General features: G+C 68.0%; 20 protein-coding genes. 10 read left to right on the top strand and 10 right to left on the bottom strand.

Going from position 1 to position 23,784, the window contains the following annotated elements; translation table 11 throughout:
- Positions 1 to 6: 6 nt before the first annotated feature.
- The gene (locus ACYCO6_RS05430; RefSeq protein ID WP_459770035.1) at positions 7 to 882 is read right to left on the bottom strand and encodes a branched-chain amino acid ABC transporter permease; all 876 of its coding nucleotides are present in this window, start codon (positions 880 to 882) and stop codon (positions 7 to 9) included.
- A 7-nt stretch (positions 883 to 889) separates the two neighbouring features.
- A complete protein-coding gene (locus ACYCO6_RS05425; RefSeq protein WP_459770033.1) occupies positions 890 to 2,149 on the bottom strand; it encodes an ABC transporter substrate-binding protein in 1,260 nt (419 codons plus the stop codon).
- 119 nt (positions 2,150 to 2,268) lie between these two features.
- On the opposite strand from ACYCO6_RS05425, the gene ACYCO6_RS05420 reads away from it, so the two are divergent.
- From ACYCO6_RS05420 to ACYCO6_RS05400, 5 genes are all read left to right on the top strand, one after another.
- Positions 2,269 to 2,982: a GntR family transcriptional regulator gene (locus ACYCO6_RS05420; protein ID WP_459770031.1), complete on the top strand. Its 714-nt coding sequence runs from the start codon at positions 2,269 to 2,271 to the stop codon at positions 2,980 to 2,982.
- Positions 2,983 to 2,984: 2 nt separating this feature from the next.
- Positions 2,985 to 3,752 carry an SDR family oxidoreductase gene (locus ACYCO6_RS05415; RefSeq protein ID WP_459770030.1) on the top strand — a complete coding sequence of 256 codons (768 nt, stop codon included), beginning with the start codon at positions 2,985 to 2,987 and terminating at the stop codon, positions 3,750 to 3,752.
- Between the two features lie 140 nt (positions 3,753 to 3,892).
- Complete coding sequence (locus ACYCO6_RS05410) at positions 3,893 to 5,698, top strand: IlvD/Edd family dehydratase (RefSeq protein ID WP_459770027.1); 1,806 nt, start codon at positions 3,893 to 3,895, stop codon at positions 5,696 to 5,698.
- 115 nt (positions 5,699 to 5,813) lie between these two features.
- Entirely contained in the window at positions 5,814 to 8,762 is a 2,949-nt protein-coding gene (locus ACYCO6_RS05405) for an FAD-binding and (Fe-S)-binding domain-containing protein (RefSeq protein WP_459770024.1), read from the top strand.
- 59 nt (positions 8,763 to 8,821) lie between these two features.
- A complete protein-coding gene (locus ACYCO6_RS05400) occupies positions 8,822 to 9,502 on the top strand; it encodes a GntR family transcriptional regulator (protein ID WP_459770022.1) in 681 nt (226 codons plus the stop codon).
- Between the two features lie 15 nt (positions 9,503 to 9,517).
- Here ACYCO6_RS05400 and ACYCO6_RS05395 read toward each other — a convergent pair whose 3' ends face one another.
- A complete protein-coding gene (locus ACYCO6_RS05395) occupies positions 9,518 to 10,171 on the bottom strand; it encodes a GntR family transcriptional regulator (RefSeq protein ID WP_459770020.1) in 654 nt (217 codons plus the stop codon).
- A gap of 191 nt (positions 10,172 to 10,362) precedes the next feature.
- Between ACYCO6_RS05395 and dctP the strand changes: the two genes are divergently transcribed.
- The 4 genes from dctP to ACYCO6_RS05375 all read left to right on the top strand — a co-directional run bounded on the left by dctP (position 10,363) and on the right by ACYCO6_RS05375 (position 14,157).
- Complete coding sequence (gene dctP, locus ACYCO6_RS05390) at positions 10,363 to 11,385, top strand: TRAP transporter substrate-binding protein DctP (protein ID WP_459770017.1); 1,023 nt, start codon at positions 10,363 to 10,365, stop codon at positions 11,383 to 11,385.
- Complete coding sequence (locus ACYCO6_RS05385; protein ID WP_459770015.1) at positions 11,382 to 12,074, top strand: TRAP transporter small permease; 693 nt, start codon at positions 11,382 to 11,384, stop codon at positions 12,072 to 12,074. The genes dctP and ACYCO6_RS05385 overlap by 4 nt, the downstream gene beginning before the upstream one ends.
- A complete protein-coding gene (locus ACYCO6_RS05380; protein WP_459770013.1) occupies positions 12,071 to 13,423 on the top strand; it encodes a TRAP transporter large permease in 1,353 nt (450 codons plus the stop codon). Before ACYCO6_RS05385 ends, ACYCO6_RS05380 begins: the two co-directional genes overlap by 4 nt.
- 266 nt (positions 13,424 to 13,689) lie before the next feature.
- The gene (locus ACYCO6_RS05375) at positions 13,690 to 14,157 is read left to right on the top strand and encodes a YbaK/EbsC family protein (protein WP_459770011.1); all 468 of its coding nucleotides are present in this window, start codon (positions 13,690 to 13,692) and stop codon (positions 14,155 to 14,157) included.
- 7 nt (positions 14,158 to 14,164) lie between these two features.
- Here the strand turns inward: ACYCO6_RS05375 and ACYCO6_RS05370 are convergent, their stop codons facing one another.
- The 4 genes from ACYCO6_RS05370 to ACYCO6_RS05355 all read right to left on the bottom strand — a co-directional run bounded on the left by ACYCO6_RS05370 (position 14,165) and on the right by ACYCO6_RS05355 (position 18,993).
- Entirely contained in the window at positions 14,165 to 14,977 is an 813-nt protein-coding gene (locus ACYCO6_RS05370; RefSeq protein ID WP_459770009.1) for an enoyl-CoA hydratase/isomerase family protein, read from the bottom strand.
- 23 nt (positions 14,978 to 15,000) lie between these two features.
- Positions 15,001 to 16,221 (bottom strand): CaiB/BaiF CoA transferase family protein, encoded by a 1,221-nt coding sequence (locus ACYCO6_RS05365; RefSeq protein ID WP_459770007.1) that lies wholly within the window; start codon positions 16,219 to 16,221, stop codon positions 15,001 to 15,003.
- A 7-nt stretch (positions 16,222 to 16,228) separates the two neighbouring features.
- Positions 16,229 to 17,521: an MFS transporter gene (locus ACYCO6_RS05360; protein ID WP_459770005.1), complete on the bottom strand. Its 1,293-nt coding sequence runs from the start codon at positions 17,519 to 17,521 to the stop codon at positions 16,229 to 16,231.
- A gap of 221 nt (positions 17,522 to 17,742) precedes the next feature.
- Complete coding sequence (locus tag ACYCO6_RS05355) at positions 17,743 to 18,993, bottom strand: nitrate/nitrite transporter (RefSeq protein WP_459770003.1); 1,251 nt, start codon at positions 18,991 to 18,993, stop codon at positions 17,743 to 17,745.
- Positions 18,994 to 19,479: 486 nt separating this feature from the next.
- Here ACYCO6_RS05355 and ACYCO6_RS05350 point away from each other — a divergent pair, with 486 nt between their 5' ends.
- Complete coding sequence (locus ACYCO6_RS05350) at positions 19,480 to 20,415, top strand: L,D-transpeptidase (RefSeq protein ID WP_459770001.1); 936 nt, start codon at positions 19,480 to 19,482, stop codon at positions 20,413 to 20,415.
- Positions 20,416 to 20,516: 101 nt separating this feature from the next.
- On the opposite strand, the gene glpX is transcribed toward ACYCO6_RS05350, so the two are convergent.
- The 3 genes from glpX to ACYCO6_RS05335 form a co-directional block, all read right to left on the bottom strand.
- On the bottom strand, positions 20,517 to 21,500 hold the full coding sequence (gene glpX, locus ACYCO6_RS05345) for a class II fructose-bisphosphatase (protein WP_459769999.1): 984 nt from the start codon (positions 21,498 to 21,500) through the stop codon (positions 20,517 to 20,519).
- Positions 21,501 to 21,645: 145 nt separating this feature from the next.
- Positions 21,646 to 22,962, bottom strand: coding sequence for a homoserine dehydrogenase (locus ACYCO6_RS05340; protein ID WP_459769997.1), 1,317 nt, complete (start codon positions 22,960 to 22,962; stop codon positions 21,646 to 21,648).
- Positions 22,963 to 23,071: 109 nt separating this feature from the next.
- Positions 23,072 to 23,758 (bottom strand): ceramidase domain-containing protein, encoded by a 687-nt coding sequence (locus ACYCO6_RS05335; protein WP_459769995.1) that lies wholly within the window; start codon positions 23,756 to 23,758, stop codon positions 23,072 to 23,074.
- Positions 23,759 to 23,784: the final 26 nt, after the last annotated feature.

Raw genomic sequence — 23,784 nt, 5'->3', positions numbered from 1 at the left:
TCTCCGCTACTCGAACCGGGCGATGTGCTCGCCGAACAGGCCGCGCGGGCGCAGCAGCAGGACGAGCACCATGAGGGCGTAGACGGCGGCCTCGGTGGCCGGCGGATAGGCGTATGCGGTCAGTCCCCGGACGACGCCCACGATGAGTGCGGCGAGCACCACTCCCCAGAAGGATCCGAGCCCGCCGATCACCACCACCACAAAGGCGAAGGTCAGAATCTCGGCGCCCATGGCGGGCTGAACGCCGGTGACCGGGGCCATCATGGTCCCGGCGAGCGCGGCGAGCCCCACCGCGATGGTCACCACCGCGGTCATGTAGGGCCGGAGCGATATGCCCAGCGCCGCCACCATGTCGGGGTTCTGGACGCCGGCCCGGACCACCCGCCCGAAGCTGGTGCGGGTCAGGAGCAGCCACAAACCGCCGACGCAGGCGAGCGCCACCACCAGGATCGAGAGCCGGTAGCGCGAGTAGATCAGGTCGCCGATGAAAACCTGACCGCGCAGCCACAGCGGGATCCCGAACGGCACGGGCGCCGCCCCGAAGGCCATGCGCAGGGCCTGCTCGGCCACCATGGCCAGCCCGAAGGTGAGGAGCAGGCCCAGCGTCGGGTCGCCGCGGTAGAAGCGCCGGAGCAGGAAGCGCTCGATCAGGAGACCGAGGATGCCCACGGCCAGCGGCGAAGCGACGAGGGCGCCGCCGAACCCGATGGATGGTGTCAGCAATACGGCCAGGTAGGCGCCGATGGCGTAGAAGGCGCCGTGGGCGAGATTGACGATTCCGCCGAGACTGAAGATCAGTGACAGACCCAGCGCGATCAGCAGGTATTGAACGCCGATCAGCAGGCCATTGAGCACCTGCTCCAGAATGAAGACGAACTGCATCGCCGCCTCACGCCGGGAAGGTGCAGGCGTTCTCGTCACGGGTGGTGGCAAGCAGCTCCAGGCTCTCGCCGGGTCCGGGCAGTGGCCCGGTCGAGGTGAAGATGTCGTATGGGTTCTTGACCTGATCCGCCGGTAGGGCGGTGATCGCGAACATCTCCTGCATCAGTTCGTGGTCCCAGGGGCGGAAATAGCCCTCGCGGACCTTGGCGATGTCGAACTTGGCGCCCGATTCCAGGTGCTCGACGACCTTGATCGACTCGGTCGACTTCAGCTCGTTCATGGACTGCGCCACGATCTTGAGCGCGGTATAGTCGCCCCAGGCCTGGTTCTCCGGAGGCTTCTTGTACTTGGCCCTGAAGGCAGTGACGAACTTCTTGGCCGAGGGCGAGTCGATCAGATGGTGCCAGATCACCGGCCAGGTACCGAGGAAGTTGCCTGGCCCGGCACCCCAGGCGAGCGCCGTGTCGAAGCCGAAGCCGGCGACCGGGAATGGCAGGCCGAACTCACTGTACTGCTTGAGGAAGTTGGTGATCTGTGCGCCCGCAAGGTTGCAGATCACCAAGTCCGGCTTGGCCTGACGGAGCTTCAGCAGGAAGGGCGAGAAATCGGTGAGTTCGGTGGGTATCAGGTCTTCGCCGACGAGGGTCGCGTCGTTGGCCGCGAAGTACTTCTTGGCCTGCTTCAGCAGGTCGTGGCCGAAGGCGTAGTCGGCGGTGAGGGCGTAGACCTTCCGGCCCTTGATCAGCCCCCGGTCGAGCAGGGCGCGCCCGCAGGCGCGCACCATCATGGTGTTCTGCGATTCGACGTGGAACATGAACCGCTTGCAGTCGGAGCCGCGCAGCGCGTCCGAATTGGCGCCGGTGTTGATGAACAGGATCTTCTCCCGCTGGGCCACCTGGCTGATCGCCAGCGCCGAGGCGGAGTTGATCTCGCCAACCAAGCAGGCGACGCGGTCGCGCTGGACCATGCGTTCGGCCTTGGCTGAGGCGGTCTGCGGATTGACGCTGTCCTCTGAGAGGAGTTCGACCTTCCGGCCAGCGATGCCGCCCGAAGCGTTGATCTCCTCGACCGCCAGCTGCGCAGCCTGAACGGCGAACTCCCCGAGCGGTCCGAGGAAGCCCGTGCGCGGAGTCAGGTGGCCGATCCGGATCACGTCCGACTGGCCCTGCGCCAAGGCCGGGCTTGCCAGCGCGGGCGCGAGGAGCGCCGCGCCGCCGGCTCTGAGAAGGCTGCGGCGAGAGAGAGAATCCCCAAACCGATCCGTCATCGTTCCGCTCCCGTACGTTTCCTTCAGCCGGGCCATTTTGGCGGGCTCTGGCGGCCCTCACCCAAACTGTGATCACAGATCACTAGCGCGATAGTGCTGGTTCCGTCTAGTGTCGGCATATGAGTTCCATATCGGCACTGGCCGAACTCCCACAGCTCGAGCGGCGGACCCTGTCCGACACGGTCTATGAGGCGCTCTCGGATCTGCTTGCCTCGGGGCGTCTGGCGCCGGGCGACCGGCTGTCCCTTCGCCAGAGCGCGACGGCTCTCGGGGTCTCTGTGATGCCCGTGCGCGAGGCGGTGAGCCGCTTGGCGGCCGACGGCGTGCTGGAGGTCGCCCCGAATCGGGTGATCCGGGTGCCGGTCATGACGGCCGAGGCGTTTCGCGCGTTGGCCGAAACCCGAATCGCCGTCGAAGGGGTTGCCGTCGCCCGTGCCGCGGAGCGGCGGACCGAAGCTGAGCTCGCGGGGATCCGGCGCGCCGAGGCAGCCTTCCGGGCGGAAGCGGAGGCCGCTCAGCCCGATTGCGCACGAGCGGTCCAGCTCAATCGCGACCTGCACTTCGCAATCTACGGCGCCTGTGGACTTGCGCCTCTGCAGGAGATCATCGCCCGGCTCTGGCTGAAGGCCGGTCCGGTGATCAACCTGGATTTGCGCGCCCATCCGGAGCGGCTGCTTCAGGGCTTCGCGCTGCGGCGGCACGCGGAGGCCCTGACGGCCATCGAGAGGCGCGATGGTCCGGCGGCCTCGGCCGCGATCGCGGCCGACATCCGCGAGGCGGCCCAATTCATCATGTCCCGCGACGGGTTGCGGGACGCTCACGGGGAGGTTTGACCATGGATCTCGGGATCGCCGGCCTGCGCGTCTTGGTGACGGCAGGTGCCGCCGGTATCGGGCGCGGCATCGTCGACGCCTTCCTGGAGGAAGGCGCTCGGGTCTTCGCCTGCGACATCGACGCGGACGCTCTGTCGGGACTACCGGACACTGTCGGGCGCAGCCGGACCGACGTGGCCGACCGCGAGGCCGTCGCCGCGATGATGAATCAGGCGGTCGACTTTCTCGGCGGCCTCGACGTGCTGGTCAACAATGCCGGCATCGCCGGTCCGACCGGCCGCGTCGAGGAGATTGCTCCCGAGGAGTGGGACCGATGCCTGACGGTCTGCCTGACGAGCCAGTTCAACTGCGCGCGACTCGCGGTGCCGCACCTCCGGCAGAGCGCGAACGCTTCGATCGTCAACCTCTCCTCGGCCGCCGGCAAGTTCGGCTTTGCCCTGCGCAGCCCTTACGCGGCGGCCAAGTGGGGGGTGATCGGCTTCACCAAGTCGCTCGCGATCGAGCTCGGCAGCGCCGGCATCCGGGTGAACGCGGTTCTGCCGGGGCTCGTCGCCGGAGACCGGCAGCGCCGGGTGCTCGAATCGAAGGCGCAGCAGCAGGGCACGAGCTTCGCCGAGATGGAGGCCCGCGCATTCTCGTTCGTCTCCGTCAAGGAATATGTCACCGCCCGGCAACTCGCAGACCAGATCCTGCTGCTCTGCTCACCGCGCGGCCGGACAATCTCGGGTCAGGCGATCTCCATCGACGGTGACACGCGGATGCTGTCGTAAGATCAACTCAGCGTGGACGATGCTGCGGAGTTCATCGCGGCAGAGTAGGTACATCCAGGATGTGAAGAGCGAGGGCTGCGGCGCGCGGGGGCGACCGGAGCCCGTCTGCCGGTTGCGGCTGACGATGTGAGGAACCGACCATGAGCGACAAACGCCGGATCACGCCCGCTGACCTGCGCTCGAAAGCCTGGTTCGACAACCCGCACAATCCCGGCATGACCGCGCTCTATCTGGAGCGCTATCTGAACTACGGGCTCACGCCCGAGGAGCTGCGCTCCGGCAAGCCGCTGATCGGCATCGCCCAGACGGGCTCCGATCTCTCACCGTGCAACCGCCACCACCTCGAACTCGCCAAGCGCGTGCGGGAGGGCATCACGGCGGCGGGCGGCGTCGCTTTCGAGTTCCCCTGCCACCCGATCCAGGAGACCGGAAAGCGCCCGACGGCGTCGCTCGATCGCAACCTCGCCTACCTGTCGCTGGTCGAGATCCTGTACGGCTATCCGCTGGACGGCGTCGTGCTGCTCACCGGCTGCGACAAGACCATGCCGGCCTGCCTAATGGCGGCCGCAACCGTGAACATCCCGGCGATCTCGCTCAACGTCGGGCCGATGCTGAACGGCTACTTTCAGAAAGAGCTGACCGGCTCGGGCACCATCGTCTGGAAAGCCCGGGAGCGCCATGCGGCCGGGGACATCGACTACCAGCAGTTCATGGACATCGTCGGCTCGTCGGCGCCCTCGACGGGGCATTGCAACACGATGGGCACGGCCTCAACGATGAACGCGCTCGCCGAAGCGCTCGGCCTTGCCCTGCCTGGCTCGGCCGCGATCCCGGCGCCCTACCGGGAGCGCGGGCAGGCGGCCTACGCCACCGGCCAGCGGATTGTCGAGATGGTCTGGGAGGACCTCAAACCCTCCGACATCCTGACCCGCGCGGCTTTCGAGAATGCCATCGTGGCCAATGCCGCGATCGGCGGCTCGACCAATGCGCCGATCCACATCAACGCCATCGCAAAGCATATCGGCGTGCCGCTGACCTGCGACGACTGGGAGCGGGTCGGCTTCGAGATCCCGCTCCTGGTGGACATGCAGCCCGCCGGCCGCTGGCTCGGCGAGGAATATTTCCGCGCGGGCGGCCTGCCCGCCGTCTTCGCCGAGCTGATCGAGGCTGGGAAGGTTCACGAGGACGCCCTGACCTGCAACGGCCGCACCGTCGGCGAGAACTATCGCGGGCGGCACAGCTGGAACCGCGACGTGATCCGCGCCTATGGGACGCCGCTGATGGAGCGTGCCGGCTTCCTCAACCTCAAGGGAAGCCTCTTCGACTCGGCAATCATGAAGACCTGCGTGATCTCCGAGGAGTTCGCTGCCCGCTACCTGCGCAATCCCGCCGACCCGATGGCCTTCGAGGGTGGGGTGGTCGTGTTCGACGGGCCGGAGGACTATCACACCCGCATCGACGACCCGACGCTCGACATCGACGAGAACACCATTCTGATTATGCGCGGCGCCGGTCCGATCGGCTATCCGGGTGCCGCCGAGGTGGTGAATATGCAGCCGCCCGGCGCCCTAATCCGGCGCGGTGTGACCTCTCTGCCCTGCATTGGCGACGGGCGCCAATCCGGCACATCCGGCACTCCTGCCATCCTCAACGCCTCGCCGGAAGCCGCGGCCGGCGGTGGCCTGGCGCTGCTGCAGACCGGCGATCGCATCCGCATCGACCTCAACCGGCGCAGCGCCGACATCCTCCTCCCGCCCGAGGAGTTGGAGCGGCGACGGGCGGACCTGGCGGCGCGCGGCGGCTTCCCCTACCCGGCTACGCAGACGCCCTGGCAGGAAATCTACCGCGATCAGGTGGATCAGCTCGACCAGGGCATGGTGCTCAAGGGCGCGGTGAAGTTCCAGAAGGTCGCACAGGCCTCGGGGGTGCCGCGGGACAACCACTGAGGCTGGCGTCTCCCGCGCCGGAAGCGCGCAGCCCGTTCAAGGCGATTTCCGAACCGTTGAATTTTGAATACAATCCCTGCCCGGTGGTCACGGACCACCGCGGGAGGATGCGGACGTGACGGGAACAAGGGCGCAGATCGCGACGCCGCGCGCAGCGGCGCGCCTGGATGCCGGCTTGGCACGCAGGCTTGCGGAGCAGCTGCAGGGGGAAGCGCGCTTCGACCTCTTCACGCGCGGGCGCTACAGCACGGATGCGTCGATCTACCAGATCATGCCGGCCGGCGTGGTGCTGCCGCGCTCGGCCGCCGACATCGCCGCGACCCTGCGGATCGCCGCCGAGCACGGCGCGCCGGTGATCCTGCGCGGCGGCGGCACGTCGCAGAACGGCCAGCCGATCGGCTCGGGCCTCGTGGTCGACTGTTCGCGCCACTTCAATGGCGTCCTGGCCTACGACCCGGAGGCCGGTACCATCACGGTCGAGCCCGGCATGGTGCTGGAGCGGCTGAATGCCCGGGTGAAGGCGGACGGCTGGTTCTTCCCCGTGGAGCCGTCAACGGCGACCCGCTGCACCATTGGCGGCATGGCGGGCAACAATTCCTGCGGTGCCCGCTCCCTGCGCTACGGCAAGATGAGCGACAACGTCCTCTCCATGGAGGCGCTGTTCCACGACGGGGAGGCCTTCGGGTTCGGTCTCACCGGCAACGCGCTGTCGGGCGTCACGGGCTCCGGCCGGGCCGAGGCGCTGGCAGAACGCGTGCTCGCCCTCGCCCAGGCTCACCGGGACGAGATCGAGGCGCGCTATCCGAAGGTGCAGCGGCGCGTGGGCGGTTACAACCTCGACGCGCTGATCGAGGCGCGGCCGAACCTCGCGCATCTGCTGGTCGGGTCCGAGGGCACGCTCGCCGCCACCACGGCGGTGACGTTGAAACTGTCGCGCCTGCCGGCGCACCGGGTCATGGGGGTCTGCCATTTCCCGTCTTTCCGAGACGCCATGGAGACCACCCGGCACATCGTGGCGCTGGACCCGGTCGCGGTCGAGCTCGTGGACAACAACGTCTTGGTGCTCGGCGCGGACATCCCGCTGTTCCGGACCACATTGGTGGACATCACCCGCGGCAAGCCGAACTGCCTGCTGCTCACGGAATTCGCCGGCGACGACCTCGCCGCCCTGAAGCGCGACCTGAAGCGCCTCGAGGTTTGCATGGCCGATCACGGCTTCCCCGACGCCGTCGTGGAGGTCGTGGAGCCCGCCCGCCAGAAATCGGTCTGGGAGGTTCGGGAGGCCTGCCTCAACATCATGATGTCGATGAAGGGCGACGCCAAGCCGGTGTCGTTCATCGAGGATTGCGCGGTCCCGCTCGAGCACCTCGCCGACTACACCGATGCGGTCACCGAGGTCTTCACCAAGCACGGCACCCGCGGCACGTGGTACGCCCACGCTTCGGTAGGCTGTCTCCACGTCCGTCCGATCCTGAACATGAAGGATGCGGGCGACACGCGCCGAATGCGGGCAATCGCCGAGGAGACGTCCGAGCTTGTCCGCCGCTACAAGGGTTCGTATTCCGGCGAGCACGGCGACGGCATCTCGCGCTCGGAATACATCGCGCCCCTGTTCGGCCCGGTGCTGACCCGCGCCTTCGAGGCCGTGAAGGACGCGTTCGACCCCGAGAACCGACTCAATCCCGGGAAGATCGTCCGCCCGCTGACGATGGACGACCGGTCTCTGTTCCGGTTCAACCCGGACTACGCGGTGACGCAGCCGATGAAGACGGCCCTCGACTGGTCGGACTGGGGGGGCTTCGGCGCGGCGGTCGAGATGTGCAACAACAACGGCACCTGCCGGAAACTCGCCGGCGGCGCCATGTGCCCCTCCTACCGGGCGACCCGGGAAGAGCAGCACCTCACCCGCGGCCGCGCCAACTCCTTGCGGCTCGCCATCTCGGGCCAGCTCGGCAAGGACGCCTTCACCAGCCCGGAGATGAAGCGCACGCTCGATCTCTGCGTCTCCTGCAAGGCCTGCCGGCGGGAATGCCCGACCGGCGTCGATATGGCCAAGATGAAGATCGAGTTCCTGCATCACTACCACGCTCAACATGGGCTCCCGCTCCGGGAGCGGCTGATCGCCCTGATGCCGGTCTATGCCGGAGTCGCGGCGAAGCTCGCGCCGCTCCTCAACCTGCGCGACCGGCATCCGGCGCTGGCCGCTCTATCCGAGCGGTTCGCCGGACTCTCGGCCAAGCGCTCGCTGCCGCGCTGGCGCCGGCCCTGGAGCGAACAGGGCGAGCCCGCCCACCCGAACGATGTCGCAGGCGACTTCCGCGACGTGATCCTGTTCGGCGACACTTTTAACCGCGCCTTCGAGCGCGAGAACCTGGAAGCCGCCGAGCGTGTGCTGCGGGCTGCGGGTTACCGTCTGCACCGTGTCTACCCGGCGCGCGGACGGCGTCCGCTCTGCTGCGGCCGGACCTGGCTCGCCTCGGGTCAGACGGACCGCGCGCGGCAGGAGGCGCGGCGGACCCTCGACACGCTGCTGCCCTTCATCCGCGCCGGCGCCCGCGTGGTCGGCCTGGAGCCGTCCTGCCTGCTCACATTCCGGGATGAGTTCGCGGCGCTGTTACCCGGTGCCGACGCTGCCCTGCTGGCCCGCCAGTCCGTCCTGTTCGAGGAGCTGCTGGCCGCCGATCTGGCGGCGGGGCGGATCGAACTTCCACTCGCGCATCAGGGCGGCCGCGTCGCCCACCTGCACGGCCACTGCCACCAGAAATCTTTCGGCCTCATGGGCTCGGTCGAGACCGTCCTGCGCGCGGTGCCGGGGCTCGACGTGCGGGTGATCGAGTCGAGTTGCTGCGGCATGGCCGGCGCGTTCGGGTACCGCCCCGAGTCGATCGAAACGTCCTTCGCCATGGCGGAGCTGTCGCTGTTTCCGGCGCTTCGCGCCGCCGGTCCCGGGGATCTCGTCGTGGCCGATGGCACAAGCTGCCGTCATCAGATCCACGACGGCCTCGGTATCCAGGCAGAACATGTGGCTCGCGTTCTCGATCAAGCCCTCGTGCCTCGACACTGAATTGCCGGGCCCCTACACATGGGCGACAGGTTGGTTTGACCTGCGTGTGTCGGGGGACCATGAACAAGATCGAATCCGGGATCGGTATCAGCCGTCGCTACCTCCACGACGAGGTCGCGGACCGGATGCGCGAGCTGATCCGATCCGGCGAGATGGAGCCGAAGGCGCGGATCAACGAAGGCGAGCTGACGGAGCGCTTCGGCATCTCGCGTACGCCGCTGCGCGAGGCGATCAAGATTTTGGCCACGGAAGGGCTGCTGGAACTCCTTCCGAACCGCGGCGCACGCGTCGCCAGCATCTCCGACACCGAACTCGAAGAGATGATGGAGGTGATCGCCGGCCTGGAGGCGACCGCCGGGGATCTCGCATGCCGCACGATCACCGAGGCCGATATCGACGCCATCGCGGCCGACCACGAGGCGATGGTCGCGGCCTGGAAGGCGGGGGACGAGGCGGGCTACTTCAGCCACAATCGCCGGATCCACGAAGCCATCATGGCGGCGAGCCGCAACACGATCCTGGCCAATATCTACGCGAGCCTGTCGGGGCGGATCCAGAGGTCGCGCTACTCCGCCCACCAGACGCCGGACCAATGGGCCAGGGCGGTGTCCGAGCATGAGCGGATGATCGAGCTGCTGCGCGCGCGCAATGGCGCGGCGCTCGCGACGCTGATGCGTGAGCACATCCGCGGCAAGAAGCCGGTGATCGCCGCCAGTTACGGGGTCGTCGAGGACGCGTGACGTTCGTCGGGCGTGTCAGGCTGCGCTCGGCGCCCGCAGCCCGGCCACGAGGTCGGTGAAGCGGTCGCCCTGCACGATGACGTGGCTGCGCAGGGCTTCCGCCGCCCCGGCCTCGTCACCCGCCACGATCGCGGCGACGATCGCCTCGTGCTCGGCGAGGGATTGCGGCAGCCGCTGGCGGACCCGCAACTGCAATCGACGATAGGGCGCCAGCCGGCGGTGCAGCGACAGTGCCTGGTCCGCCAGGAAGGCATTGTGGCTCGCCCGATAGACGACCGTGTGGAACACGTAGTTCTCGGCGTAATAGGCCTCCGTGTCCTCGGCCGCCAGGGCCACCCGGCAGCCCTCCAGGGCCGCGTGCAGGGCAGCGGCATCCTCGGGGACGAGGCGCCGCGCAGCGAGCCGGCCGCACGCCGCCTCAATCTCCGCCATAGCCTCGAACATGGCGAGCAGCAAATGCGGCTCGGGGGCGCTGACGATGGCGCCGCGTCGAGGTTTGGTTTGCACGAGGCCGGTGACCGCCAGCTGCAACAGGGCTTCGCGGATCGGCGTGCGCGAGACTCCAAAGCGGGCGGCGAGTTGATTCTCGTCGAGGCGTGCGCCGAGCGCGAGTTCGCCCGAGACGATCTCGTCCTCGATCCGCTGCCGCAGCCGCTGGGCGTGGCTCATCCCCCGCTTTCCTCCTGCCAGCGCGCGGGCTGCTCGCCGGGCCATTCGACCTCGGTGCGTGCACGCACGGGCAAACATTATGCTCAAGCGTTGACAAAATATACAAGGCAGTTCTTCATGCATACAAAGCGGCCGGGCAATATTGCGCCGCACAACATTTTGCCGCCTTGTTTGCGGCGCGGGAGAGCACAATGACGCCCACTCGTCGATCGCTGGTCGCCGCCACTCTCGCAGCGCCGGTCGTCTTAAAGTTCGGTCTCGGTGCGGCCCGAGCTGCCACGACGCTGAAGCTCTCGCACCAGTTTCCCGGCGGGACGATCGACGAAGGCGATTTCCGGGACCGCATGTGCCGGAAATTTGCCAAGACGGTCGGCGAGCGTTCGAAGGGGGCCCTGGATGTCCAGGTCTATCCCGGCTCGTCGCTGATGAAGACGAACGCGCAGTTCGGCGCCATGCGCAAGGGCGCCCTCGACATGTCGCTCTATCCGAGCCCCTACGCGGGCGGCGAGGTGCCGGAGCTCAACATCGGCCTGATGCCGGCGCTCGTGACCTCCTACGCGCAGGCAGTAGCCTGGAAGGCGGCGCCGGTCGGTCGCAAGCTCACCGAGATCCTCGACGCCAAGGGGATCATCCTGGTCTCCTGGGTCTGGCAGGCCGGGGGTGTCGCGAGCCGCGAGCGGCCGCTGGTCTCGCCGGCCGACGCGAAGGGCATGAAGGTTCGCGGCGGCTCGCGCGAGATGGACATGATGATGAAGGAGGCCGGCGCCGCGACCCTGTCGATTCCGTCGAACGAGTCGTATGCGGCGATGCAGACCGGCGCGTGCGATGCGGTGATCACCTCGTCCACCAGCCTGATCTCGTTCCGGCTGGAGGAGCTGTCCAAGGCACTGACCTCGGGTCGTGAACGGTCCTACTGGTTCATGCTCGAGCCGATCATGATGTCGAAGATCGTGTTCTCCGGGCTGCCGAAGGATCAGCAGAACCTGATCATGACGGTGGGCGCCGAGCTGGAATCCTTCGGACAGGCGGGTGCCAAGGAAGACGACACCCGCGTCGAGCAGATCTTCTCCAAGGCCGGCGCCAAGGTCTCGCAGCTCGACCAGCAGTCGCTCGGGCAGTGGCGTGACCTGGCCCGGAACACCGCCTGGAAAGATTATGCCGGGCGAAATGCGAACTGCGCGGAGCTTCTGAAGCTCGCGGAGCAGGTCGCGTGAGCCACGGCTTCGACGCGGCAACGGCGGGGCCGGAGGCGCATACCGCCGACGAGCCGCGCCTGCCCGGCCTTCTCGGCGTCCTCGACCGGATCATGCGCCTCGTGAACCGGGTGATCCTGGCGCTGGGCGGTGTGTGCCTCGTGGCGGCCTGTCTGGTACTGAGCCACAGCGTCGTGGTCCGCTACCTCCTCAAGGAGCCAACGGAGTGGCAGGACGAGATGGCGGTGTTCCTGATTATCGGGGCCACCTTCCTGTCGGCTGCCGGCGTCCAGGCCAAGCGCGGCCACGTGGCCATCGAGGCGGTGACCGGCCTCCTGCCGCCCGCCGCCAACCGGGTCCGGCTCCTGCTGGCCGATCTCGTCAGCCTCGCCTTCTGCCTGTTCTTCGCCTGGAAGAGCTGGTCCCTCGATCACGAGGCCTGGGTGGACGGCCAGATCTCGCAATCGACCTGGGGGCCGCCGCTCTGGATTCCCTACACGCTCATGTCCGCCGGCATGAGCCTCCTCTGCCTGCAATTCGCCCTTCAGATCGTTGAGGCGCTCGCCTTCGGCCCACGCGCCGCCGGCTGGGCCAAGCCCAAGATCGGTCTGGGCGCCGACGTGAACAAAGACATGCACAACGCGCCGAACATCGCACCCCGGGGCCCGGATCCGCTGGGTCAGTCCGTGACCGCAAAGGTTGAGCGATGAGTACGGCCGCGATCGGCTTCCTGTACGCGGGGGCCACCCTCGGGGCGATGCTGTCGGGCATCCCCATCGCGTTCGCGCTGGGCTTTGTGGCGCTCGCCTTCATGGTGGCGTTCATGCCCGGCGCCTCCCTCGATACGGTGGCACAGAACGTCTACGAGGAGATGGCCTCCATCACCCTCCTGTCGATTCCGCTCTTCATCCTCAAGGGTGCGGCGATCGGCCGATCCCGGGCGGGCCAGGATCTCTACTCGGCCATGCACGCCTGGATGCACCGCATCCCCGGCGGGCTCGGCATCGCTAATGTGTTCGCCTGCGCGCTGTTCGCCGCCATGGCGGGCTCCAGCCCGGCCACCTGCTCGGCGATCGGCTCGGCCGGCATTCCGGAGATGCGCAAGCGCGGCTACTCGCCCGGCTTCGCCGCCGGGATCATCGCGGCCGGGGGCACGCTTGGGATCCTTCTGCCGCCCTCGATCACGATGATCCTTTACGCCGTCGCGGCCGAGCAATCTCTCGGGCGCCTGTTCCTCGCCGGGATCGGGCCGGGGCTGCTCCTCGTGTCGCTGTTCGCCGCCTGGTCGATGGTCCGGTTCCGCTCCGAATACGGAGCCGCGAAGGCGGCTCTAGAGCGGGGCGAGCCGGCCTCGCCGATCCTGGCGGACGAGCAGTACAGCATGGCGCAGCGCTTCTCGACGCTGCCGCGGGTGTTGCCTTTCGTAGTCCTGCTCACTGGCGTCATGGTCGCGCTCTACGGCGGCTACGCAACGCCATCCGAGACGGCGGGCCTCGGCGGGCTGCTGGCGCTGGCGCTCATCGCCGCAATCTACGGAGTGTGGCGGTTCCGGGATGTCAGCCCGATCCTGACCGCGACGCTGCGGGAATCGACCATGCTGATGCTGATCATCGGCATGTCGCTTCTTTACGCCTACGTGATGAGCTACCTGCACATCTCGCAATCGGCCGCGCAAGCGATCGTGGCGATGCAGCTCTCGCCGTGGGTCCTGCTCGTGACGATCCTGGCCCTGGTGATCGTGCTCGGCTTCTTCCTGCCGCCGGTCTCGATCATCCTGATGACCGCGCCGATCATCCTGCCACCGCTGAAGGCTGCGGGCTTCGATCTCGTGTGGTTCGGCGTGGTGATGACCATCACGATGGAGATGGGCCTGATCCACCCGCCGGTCGGCCTCAACATATTCGTCATCAAGAACATCGCCCCCGATATCCCGCTCTCGGACATCATCTGGGGCACCCTGCCCTTCGTGCTGCTGATGGCGGTGGCGATCCTAATCCTGTGCCTCGTGCCGGGCATCGCCATGTGGCTGCCCGACTGGCTGCTCGCCACGACACGGTAGGGACGCGCGCCTCAGCTGAAGCAGAGCACGGCCCCCTTTCCCGAACGAAGAGGGGGCCATCACGGCTGCAGCGATCGAAGTTCGGCTGTTCCGCTCCCGGAGCGGCCGTCCTGCAGGCAGTCGAACCCGCACCCCGACATGCAGTTACAGTAGCGCCCTCGGCCGCGAGCGCTTATTCCGCCTCGAACAGCGTGCCGGATCTGCGACGATGCTTCGCTGCTCTGGCGATACGCGGCATTGCAGCTTCCGGGATCTCAGAGACAGCTATGAGCCTCGAATCGGTCCGGACCTTCTTTGCCGAGAAGGCACCCGACATCGCGGTCCTGGAACTCGAAACGCGCACCGCGACCGTGGCGGAGGCCGCTGCGGCCCACGGCGTCATCCCGGCGCAGATCGCCAAGACGCTGTCGGTCCGCATCGGCGAGCAGGTCGCCCTGGTCGTCGCCCGAGGGGATGCGCGCCTCGACAACAGGAAAGCCAGGGCGGTGTTCGGCGGCAAGGTGAGGATGCTCGATCTCGGTGAGGTCGAGGCGGTCACCGGCCATCCCGTCGGCGGGGTCTGCCCCTTCGGGCTTATCGCCCCGCTGCCCGTCTATTGCGACGTGTCGCTCAAGGCCTTCGACGAAGTTGTGCCGGCCGCCGGGAGCACCCACAGCGCGGTCCGCATCGCGCCCGATCGCATGGCCGAGCTGACGGATGCGGCCTGGGTCGATGTCTGCCAAGAGCCGGGCTGAGGCGCGCTCAGCGCCCGGTCCATTCGGGCGCGCGCTTGCCGAGGAACGCCTCCATGCCCTCCCGGAAATCCTGGCTCATGTAGCACATGAGGATGAGGTCATCGCCGGGATGGGACGCACCCTCGGCAGGAGCCTCCTCCTCGGCAAGACGCCGTAGCCCTTCCTTGGTCGCCTGCATGGTCAGCGGCGCGTGGCTCGCGAGGAGCCTGGACAGGGCATCGACCCGCTCGGTGAGCGCCGCACGGTCCTCCACGACCTCGCCGACCAGCCCGATCGACAGCGCCTCCTCGGCTCCGACGAGGCGGGCGGTGAAGATGATGTCCTTGACCCGCGCCGGGCCGATCAGGCCCGAGAGCCGCTTCAGGTTGCCCTGGCTGAGACAATTGCCGAGCGTCCGCGCAATCGGGAAGCCGAAGCGGGCGTCGCGCGTGGCAACGCGCAGGTCGCAGGCCGCCGCGATGGCCGCGCCCCCACCGGTGCAGGCACCGGCGATCGCCGCTATGGTGGGCACCCGCAGCCGCTCCAGGGCGCCGAGCACCCGGTCCATGAACCGCTCGTAGCCCAGCGCATCCTCGGCGGTCTTGAAGCTGCGAAACTGGGCAATGTCGGTGCCGGCCGCGAAGGCCTTATCACCGGCGCCGGTGATGATCAGCGCCTTGACGGCCGGATTTTCGGAGATCGCCTCGCAGCAGGTGATCAGGCCCTGGTACATCGCGAAGGTCAGCGCGTTGCGGGCTTGGGGCCGGTTGAGGACGACGCGAGCGATGCCGGCCTCGTCCGTCGTGAACAGCAGCTCGTCGGTGGCGGGCTGGGCACTCATCGCAGCGTCTCCGGAAGGCGGGTTCAGGCCACGGTCTCGCGGACCACGCCCCGCGCGATCAGACCGTCGATCTCAGCGGCCGAGTAGCCGGCCTCAGCCAGGATCGCCCGGGAATGCTCGCCGAGCAACGGGGCCGGCCCGTGGACCCGGCCGGGCGTATCCGAGAATTTTACCGGCAGGCCGAGGGTCTTCATCCGCCCGACCCGCGGATGCTCGACCTCAACCACCATCTCGCGGGCAAGCGTCTGCGGATCCCGGTGCATGGCATTCACGTCGAACACGGGACCGGCCGGGACACCGCCCGCCTCGAGCCGCGCAAGCCACTCCGCGGAACTCTGCGCCCGGAAGATCGGCGCGAGCGTCGCGGCGAGCACGTGCCGGTTGGCCATCCGGTCGCGGTTGTGGGCGAAGCGCGGATCCTCGGCGAGGGCTTCCGCGTCGATCGCCTTGAGAAGGCGCAGCCAGTTGGTCTGGTTGGCCGCCCCGATGGTGATCCAGCCATCGGCCGTCTCGAAGGCCTCGTAGGGCGCGTTCAGCGGATGCGCCGAGCCCATCGGACCCGGCGCGATCCCAGTCGCCATGGCGATGGCCGACTGCCAGTAGGTATGGGTAATCCCAGCCTCGAACAGCGACGTGTCGACCGCCTGCCCCTTTCCGGTTCTGAGCCGGTTGGAATAGGCCGCCAGAACGCCCATCGCGGCCAGGATCCCGGCGGTGATGTCGGTCACCGGCGGACCGCATTTCATCGGCGGCCGGCCAGGGCCCTCCCCCGTCACCGACATGAGGCCGCTCATGCCCTGGGCGACCAGATCGAAACCGGCGCGGTCGGCGTAGGGTCCGGTGCGGCCGAAGCCCGAGAGCGAACAGTAGACCAGCGCGGGGAACTCCTCGCGCAGGGTCTCGTAGCCGATCCCCAAGCGCTCCATCGTGCCGCCGCGGTAGTTCTCGATCAGCGCGTCGGCGCCCTTGAGCAGCCGGCGCAGCACCGCGACGCCGTCCGGGTCCTTCAGATCGAGGCTGATGCCGCGCTTGCCGCGGTTCATCATCATGTAGGCGGCGCTCTCGCCCTCCTGGGCGGGCGGGACGGTGCGACGGGTGTCGTCGCCGTCCATCTTCTCGACCTTGATCACCTCCGCGCCCATGTCGGCGAGCATCAGCCCGCAGACAGGCCCGGCCATAATGTGCGCGAGCTCGATCACCCGCATTCCGGCGAGCGGGCCGGACCGTCCCTTCTGTCCCAGCATCGCGGATCTACTCCCCGGCCGGGACCGTCGCGACCGTGCCGGCAGACCCGGCGGCGGGCTCCACGAACTCCCGCTCCGGGTGCATCGTGAAGGCGAGGCCCGCTCCGAGCAGGCACAGGCCGATGGAGCCGACGAAGGGCAGCGTCCAGCTCCCCGTCAGGTCGACGATGAGCCCGAAGACGATGGGTGAGACGATCGCCGCCATAGCCGAACCGGTGTTCATGAGCCCGCTGGCGGTGCCGGCGAATTTCGGTGCGATGTCCATGGGCACGGACCAGATCGGCCCGATCACCAGCTCGGAGAAGAAGAAGCCGGAGGAGAGGAGCAATGCCACCAGGGTCAGGTCGCGCGTCATGAACACGCCGGCGAGGCTCGCGGCAGCACCCAGGAAGCCGACCACGATCACCGACAGGCGGGCGAGCTTCACGTTGCCGGTCCGGTGCAGGATCCCGTCGCTCATCATGCCGCCGACCGTGTCGCCGATGACGCCGGCGAAGAAGACGCCCGAGGCGAACAGCGCCGAGTTCTTCAGGTCGAGGCTGTAGTTCTCCTTGAAGAAGCTCGGCAGCCAACCAAGGAACAGCCACAGGGTCCAGCCGTAGCAGAAGTACGTGATCGTCACCGGCAGCATGCGCCGGGTCAGCGCACCCCACGGTACGGTCTGCTTCGCGCCGACCTTGCGCGGCGGGGGCAACGTGTCGAGCTCCTCGCGGGTGATCGCCGGATGGTCGGACGGGTCGTCGCGGAAATAGAGGTACCAGATCGCGACCCAGATGAAGCTCACCGCGCCGAGGATCACGAAGCTGGTGCGCCAGCCGAAATGGTAGATCAGGAAGGCGACGATCGGCGGGGCCACCGCGTTGCCGAGCCGCGCGAAAGCGTGCGTGATCCCCTGCGCGAAGCCGCGCTTGCCGGGCGCCGTCCAGTTCTGCATGGCGCGGGTGGCGGTCGGGAACGTCGCGCCCTCGCCGAAACCGAGCAGGACCCGGGCCAGGAACAGGCTGGCGAGGCCGCCGACCATGCCGGTGAGGATGGTCGCGGCGGCCCAGATCACGCCGCAGGCCAGCAAGGTGCGCCGGGCGCCGAACTTGTCGCCCACCGAGCCACCGATCACCTGGAAGATCGCGTAAGGATACGCGAAGGCCGACAGGATGAGACCAAAATCGGTCTTCGACATGCTGAAATCGCGCATGATTTCAGCACCGGCCGTCGCGATGTTCACCCGGTCCAGGTAGGTGATGAAATACATCACGCAAAGCAGGCCGAGCACGCTGTTTGTGGCGCTCAAACGCTTCGCCATCGACCCTTCCTCCACGCAGGGGCGCCGCCTCTCGCGGCCGCCTGGCGCCTCAGCCAAGTGGGCTGGGCACTCTCTCGTAATGCATTATTCAAACGCCTTACGAGGCGGAACGCAACCTCGCAAATGCCTCCTGCTGCGAATCGTCGGGGTTGGCTGCAACGAAAACGGGGGCGCACAGGCCCCCGCTTCCAGATCGGCTGGCGGCCTGAGCCGCGCTTGGATCACACCGTCGCCGGTCGGAGCTGGCCCGACTCCATTTCGGCAGCTGTGCCCAGCGCCTTGCCGCGCGGCCCCACCCAGCGGCCGACCCATTTGCGTTGCCAGAGGGCCAGGCAGCCGAGAACGAGGGCCGTGAATGCGGCGTAGCCGACGAAGCCCAGCGAGAACGACCCGGTATATTGTTTGGACAAGCCCATGACGTTCGGCAGGATCGCGCCGCCGAGCGCGCCGATCTCGCCGATCATCGAGCCTGCCACCGCGGTGTTGCTCGGCCAGCGCAAGGGGACGAGCTGGAACAGCGCGCCGTTGCCGGCGCCGAGCGCCGCGAAGCACAGCATGAACAGGAGCGTGGTGATCACCAGCGAGGGGGTCGCGGTCAGCGACAGGAAGGCCGCGATCGCCGCGAGCAGGACTACTGACAGGACCGCGATCCCGCCCATGCGATCGGCGAAGTAGCCGCCGACGATCCGGATGCCCGAGCCCATGAAGGCGGCCAGCATGGTCAGGCGCCCGGCTTCGACCTTGGTCACGGCGAACTGCTCGTAGAAGAAAGTTGGCAGGAAGTTCGACAGGCCCACGAAGCCGCCGAAGGTGATCACGTAGATCAGCGAGAAGGCCCAGCCGTCCTTGGTGAACAGGCAGGAGATGTGCTCCTTGAGCGATTGGTGCTCGCAGTCCGGCGGCTCCTTGGCCAGCACGATCATGATCGCGAGCGGCAGCAGCATCACGACGCCCGCAAAGGCGTAGGTCGCCTGCCAGCCATAGGCCTGCGCCAACGGCGGGGCGAACAGCACAGCGAGCACGGTCCCGGAATTGCCGGCACCGGCGATCCCCATGGCGAGGCCCTTGTGCTCCGGCGGGAACCAGCCCGAGCCCAGCGAAAGGGCGACGCCGAAAGAGGCGCCGGCGATGCCGAGCAGCACGCCCATGGCGAGAACGTCGTCGTAGGAAGAGACCCAGAAGTAGCCGTAGGCCATCGCCAGGATGATCACGCTCATCTCGGTGATCGCGGCATTCTTGCGGCCGATATACTGAGCCAGCACCCCGAGCGGGAAGCGCATGAGCGCGCCGGCGAGGATCGGCAGGGAGATCATGAAGCCGGTCTGGGCCGGCGAGAGCTTGAAGGCTTCGGTAATGAACGGACCCATCGCGCCGTTCAGGACCCAGATGGCGAAGCAGAAATCGAAGTAGAGGAACGCAGCAAACAGCGTCGGAGGGTGCCCCGACTTCATCACCGTCTTGAAGCTGGCCATAGCTGGTGCTCGTCTAAAGTGGGCGAACCGTCACGCGGTCGCTCATGCCGGGGATCCGGACTCACACCGTCCGCTGTTGGAGCGCCGTTGCTCCGCCGCCGCAGCAGGCGCGGCTCAAGCTGCGATGCAGCAAGCGTGCCACGCTCGCCCTACGGAACGCGACCGCAGCGCGAGCGAGCGCTGGGCCCGGCGCGAAGTCTCCGGTGACGCCGATCGAGGCACGCATGCCGAGCAAACACGCTTGCAGGTGCCGCCGTCACGGAACAGCGAGCGCCGGCGGCACCTCGATTGCGGCACGCGAGCAACACAGGTCATGAGAAACATGCCGTGAGACCCTCTTCGTCGCAGGCCGACGGTATCGGCAACTTGGCGGTTACGCGCGATATTTGCTAAGCCCCGGAATGAGCTTGGCCGCGTCTACGTGCTGGCCCGCTCGATCGCGCGCCGTCGCAGAATCCGGTGTCGCCATCCAGGGAAATCCGTATCATGTCCGCCCCGATCCGCCGCCTTCTCCTGGCCGGCTTCACGATCCTAGCGCTTGCCGCGACCGCTCATGCTCAGGGCCGCGGCCCGGTCGGCGATGCCGGAATCGACGGGTTCGGCGACGACGGGCAGCTCTATCAGGACCAGAACGGCGCGCTCTACGTGCGGCGCGGCGGCCGCTACCTGCCCTATACGGGCCGCACCGATATCGTGCGCCCGGCCCCGGCAGCCCCCGCCGCGCAGCCGGCGCCGGCCGCTGCCCTGGATCAAGACCCGACGGTTCCGGCCCGGCCGGGCGCCGTGCCGCCGGCCGAGGGGCTCTCCCCTCTCGAAGCCGCTAAGGCCAAGGCGGTGCTCCGCGCCCCCGACGACGGACCGATCGACTACGCCAAGGCTTACGGGCCGATCACGGACGACGTGTTCCCGATCCAGGCCTTCAACTACAAGAAGATGAACCCCGCCTTCCTCCGGCAGGAGATCGCCTATCGTGGGCCGTATGAGCCCGGGACGATCATCGTCGATCCGCGGGCGCACCAGCTCACACTGGTCGAGCCTAACGGCCGGGCGCGCCGCTACGGCGTGGGCGTCGGCAAGCAGGGTTTCTCGTGGTCTGGCACCGCCACGATCAACTCCAAGCAGGCTTGGCCGGATTGGTATCCGCCCAAGGAGATGATCGCCCGCAGCCCGAAGCTCGCCAGCGAGGTCGACAAGCTTCAAAGCGGCCTTGGCGTCGCGGGCGGCCTGCGCAATCCCCTCGGCGCCCGTGCCATGTATCTCTGGCAGGGCAACAAGGACACGCTCTTCCGCATCCACGGCACGCTCGAGCCGTTCTCGATCGGAAAAAGCGTGTCGTCGGGCTGCATCCGGATGATCAACCAGGATGCGATCGACCTGTTCAGCCGCGTCAACGTCGGCACCAAGGTCGTCGTGCTGAACTGACCTGGGACGCTACCCCAGGCCGCACCGAGCTCAAGGACGTTCGGTGCGGCCTGAGCTTGGTGATACAATAAAGGTTGTCCCGGCCCGGCCGCGAGGGCTTCTCAGGTCAGGCCGCGGCGGTGCTCGCCGAGGATCCGACGGACCGTTCCGGCTTCAGACCGGTAGACCACCGTCTCGGTCTGGATCCGGTCGGGCCGGAACCGGACTCCGCGCAGGAGCGAGCCGTCGGTGACGCCGGTAGCGGCCACGATCACGTCGCCGCTGGCGAGATCGGCCAGATCGTATTTCCGGTCGAGGTTCTCGATACCCATCTCGGCGGCCCGGCGGCGGCGCTCCGGTGTATCCAGGATCAGCCGACCCTGCATCTGGCCGCCGATGCACCGCATAGCGGCAGCCGCCAACACGCCCTCCGGGGCGGCACCGGTCCCCAGATAGAGGTCGATGCCGGTCTCCTCGGGGCTCGCGGTGAAGATGATGCCGGCGATGTCTCCGTCCGAGATGAGGCGCACCGCTGCGCCCGCCGCGCGCACTTCGGCGACCAGGGCCGCGTGCCGGGGACGATCCAGAATCAGCGCGGTGATCTGCTGGGGGCTCACACCCTTGGCGCGTGCGAGCGCCGCGATGTTCTCGGTGGGGCTCGCGTCGAGATCGACCAAGCCGGGCGGATAGCCGGGTCCGATGGCGATCTTCTGCATGTAGACATCGGGCGCCGCGAGCAGCGTGCCCCGCTCGGCCATCGCCATCACGGCAATCGCACCAGGCATGTCCTTCGCGCAGAGCGTGGTACCCTCCAGTGGATCGACGGCGATGTCGACCTCGGGCCCCTCCCCGAGACCGAGCTGCTCACCGATGAACAGCATCGGCGCCTGATCGCGCTCGCCCTCCCCGATCACCACGGTGCCCCGGATGGGCAGCGCGTTGAGTTCGTCGCGCATCGCGTCCACGGCCGCCTGATCGGCGGCCTTCTCATCGCCCTTGCCACGCAATCGCGCAGCCGCAATCGCGGCCCGCTCCGTGACACGGGCGAGCTCAAGCGCGAGCGTGCGTGGGACACCGCGCGACGCGGACCTGGAGGTGTCGGCCATCGTTTCCTGCCTTTGTCCGAGCCCGATCTTGAAGTCGGATCCCGGGTTAAGCGCCGCCGAGCGGCGGCCATTCAGCCTACGCTCGGCTCATTGACGCCCAATATCCTGCATTAAGGTGTAGCTGGACCGCATCGAAGATGCATTCTCATTCGCGCTCGATCCGGATCACCTGCGGAGGCTCGGCGAGTAAGCCGTCGTCGCCGATAGCGTCGAGGGCAGCCCGGATGCTGCCCTCGGTGGCCGCGTAGGTGATCAGCACCAGCGGCACGGGCCGGCCGGAGCGTCCACGCGGGTCGGTATCCGCACCCTCAGTGCGGCGCTGGAGAATGCTCTCCAGGGAAATCTCGCGCTCGGCCATCCGCTGCGCGACACCCGCCGCGACGCCGGGTCGGTCATGGACGGTCAGACGGATGTAGTAGCCGCCCTCGTGGCGCTGCATTTCGACGCGCTCGCTCGGGCGCATTGCGGTGGCCGGGACGCCGAAGGTCGGGCGTATGATCCCGCGCGCCACGTCGGCGATGTCGGCCACCACCGCGGAGGCCGTCGCCTCGCCGCCGGCGCCGGGACCGATCAGGGTCAGTTCACCCACCGCGTCGGCGTCGATCGTCACGGCGTTGGTCACGCCCATCACCTGCGCGATGGCCGAGGATTTCGGCACCATCGTCGGGTGGACTCGCTGCTCGATACCGGCCTCGGCGGCCTGGGCGACGCCCAGCAGCTTGATCCGGTAGCCGAGTTCGTCCGCCATGCGCAGGTCGAGAGGCTGCACCCGCGAGATCCCCTCCACCGACACGCCGTCAGCATCGACGGCCGTGCCGAAGGCGAGACTCGTCAGGATCGCAAGCTTGTGGGCGGTGTCGAAGCCCTCGACGTCGAAGGTCGGATCCGCCTCCGCGTAGCCCAAGGCTTGCGCGTCCTTGAGACAGGCCTCGAAAGTCAGCCCCTCGCGCTCCATGCGGCTGAGGATGTAGTTGCAGGTGCCGTTGAGAATTCCGTAGACTCGAGAGATCGCGTTGCCGGGCAGACCCTCGCGGAGGGTCTTGATCACCGGGATCCCCCCGGCCACCGCCGCCTCGAAGGCGAGCGCGACGCCTTTCTCCTCGGCCAGGGCCGCGAGCGCCGCGCCATGGCGGGCGAGAAGGGCTTTGTTGGCGGTGACCACCGGCTTGCCGGCCTGGAGCGCAGCCTCGACCACCGCCTTGGCCGCCCCTTCTGAGCCGCCGATCAGCTCGACCACGCAGTCCACGGCACCCGAGCGCGCCAGCGCGACCGGGTCGTCGAACCAGTCGACGTTGGTCAGGTCAAGGCCGCGGTCGCGGCTGCGATCGCGCGAGGAGACCGCCGTGACCTGGATGTCGAGGCCGGCCGCAGCGAGTGCCGCACGGCGGCGCTCGACCATCCGGACCACGGACGCACCGACGGTGCCGAGCCCGGCGATCCCGAGGCGAAAGCTCACTGTCATGATCCCTTCCGTGCCCGGGTGCCCGTTACAGGCCGATCACCCGATGCGGCGCACTTCTGCAAGAATTCCGCCCCGCCCGCAAGGAAAGCGCCCGGACTTGCCGGTTGCCTTACCCGGCAGCCTCGCGGTGGCGGGTTGCCGTCGCCACAAGGGCGTAGAGCACGGCCGCGTTCAGGACGTGCCAGAGGGGATGCGTGCCGGTGGGCAGCAGAGCGCAGGCGGCCTGGTCGGCCGTGCGGGCGGCGAGCGAGATGAGAAACAGAACACCGATGCCGGCGAGTCGCCGTCCGGTGTTGACGAAGCGCTCCTCCGTCCGGCCCAGCACGGCCCAGGCGACGCCGAAAAGAGCGAGCAGCGCCGGCAGGTAGTCGACCGAGCCGTTGGTCAGGCGCGCGACGTCCGCACCGGTCAGCCCGTCGAGCAGAGGCGTCAGCGCGAAGCCGAATAGGGCGAAGCCGGCCGTCGCCGCGACGACGCGCACCGGAGGGAGTCTCAGAAAGCGATGCAGCGCCACGGCGAGATAGGCGTAGATGAACAGCGCGATCGGGATCACGTCGGCGAGCATCGACCAGTAGACCGCGAGCGTGTGGAACAGGAACGAGCCGACGCCAACCAGCGCGATCAGCGCGGCGAGTCCGAGCCCGGCACGGTCCGGCGGATCGGCCGCGCGGGCCCGGCGTGCCGCCACCGCGGCGGCCAGAAGGAAGGCGGCGTTGGACAGCGCATTGGCCGGCTCGGCCCAGAACTCCGGGCCGCCGCGCTCGCAATAGGTCCTGACCGGCTCGAACCACTCCATCGATGGACCCTAGATTCCCGACCTTG

Source organism: Methylobacterium sp. CM6257 (assembly GCF_054611515.1).
The sequence above is the reverse complement of the archived record's forward strand: the minus strand, read 5'-3'. Positions and strand labels throughout refer to the sequence as shown.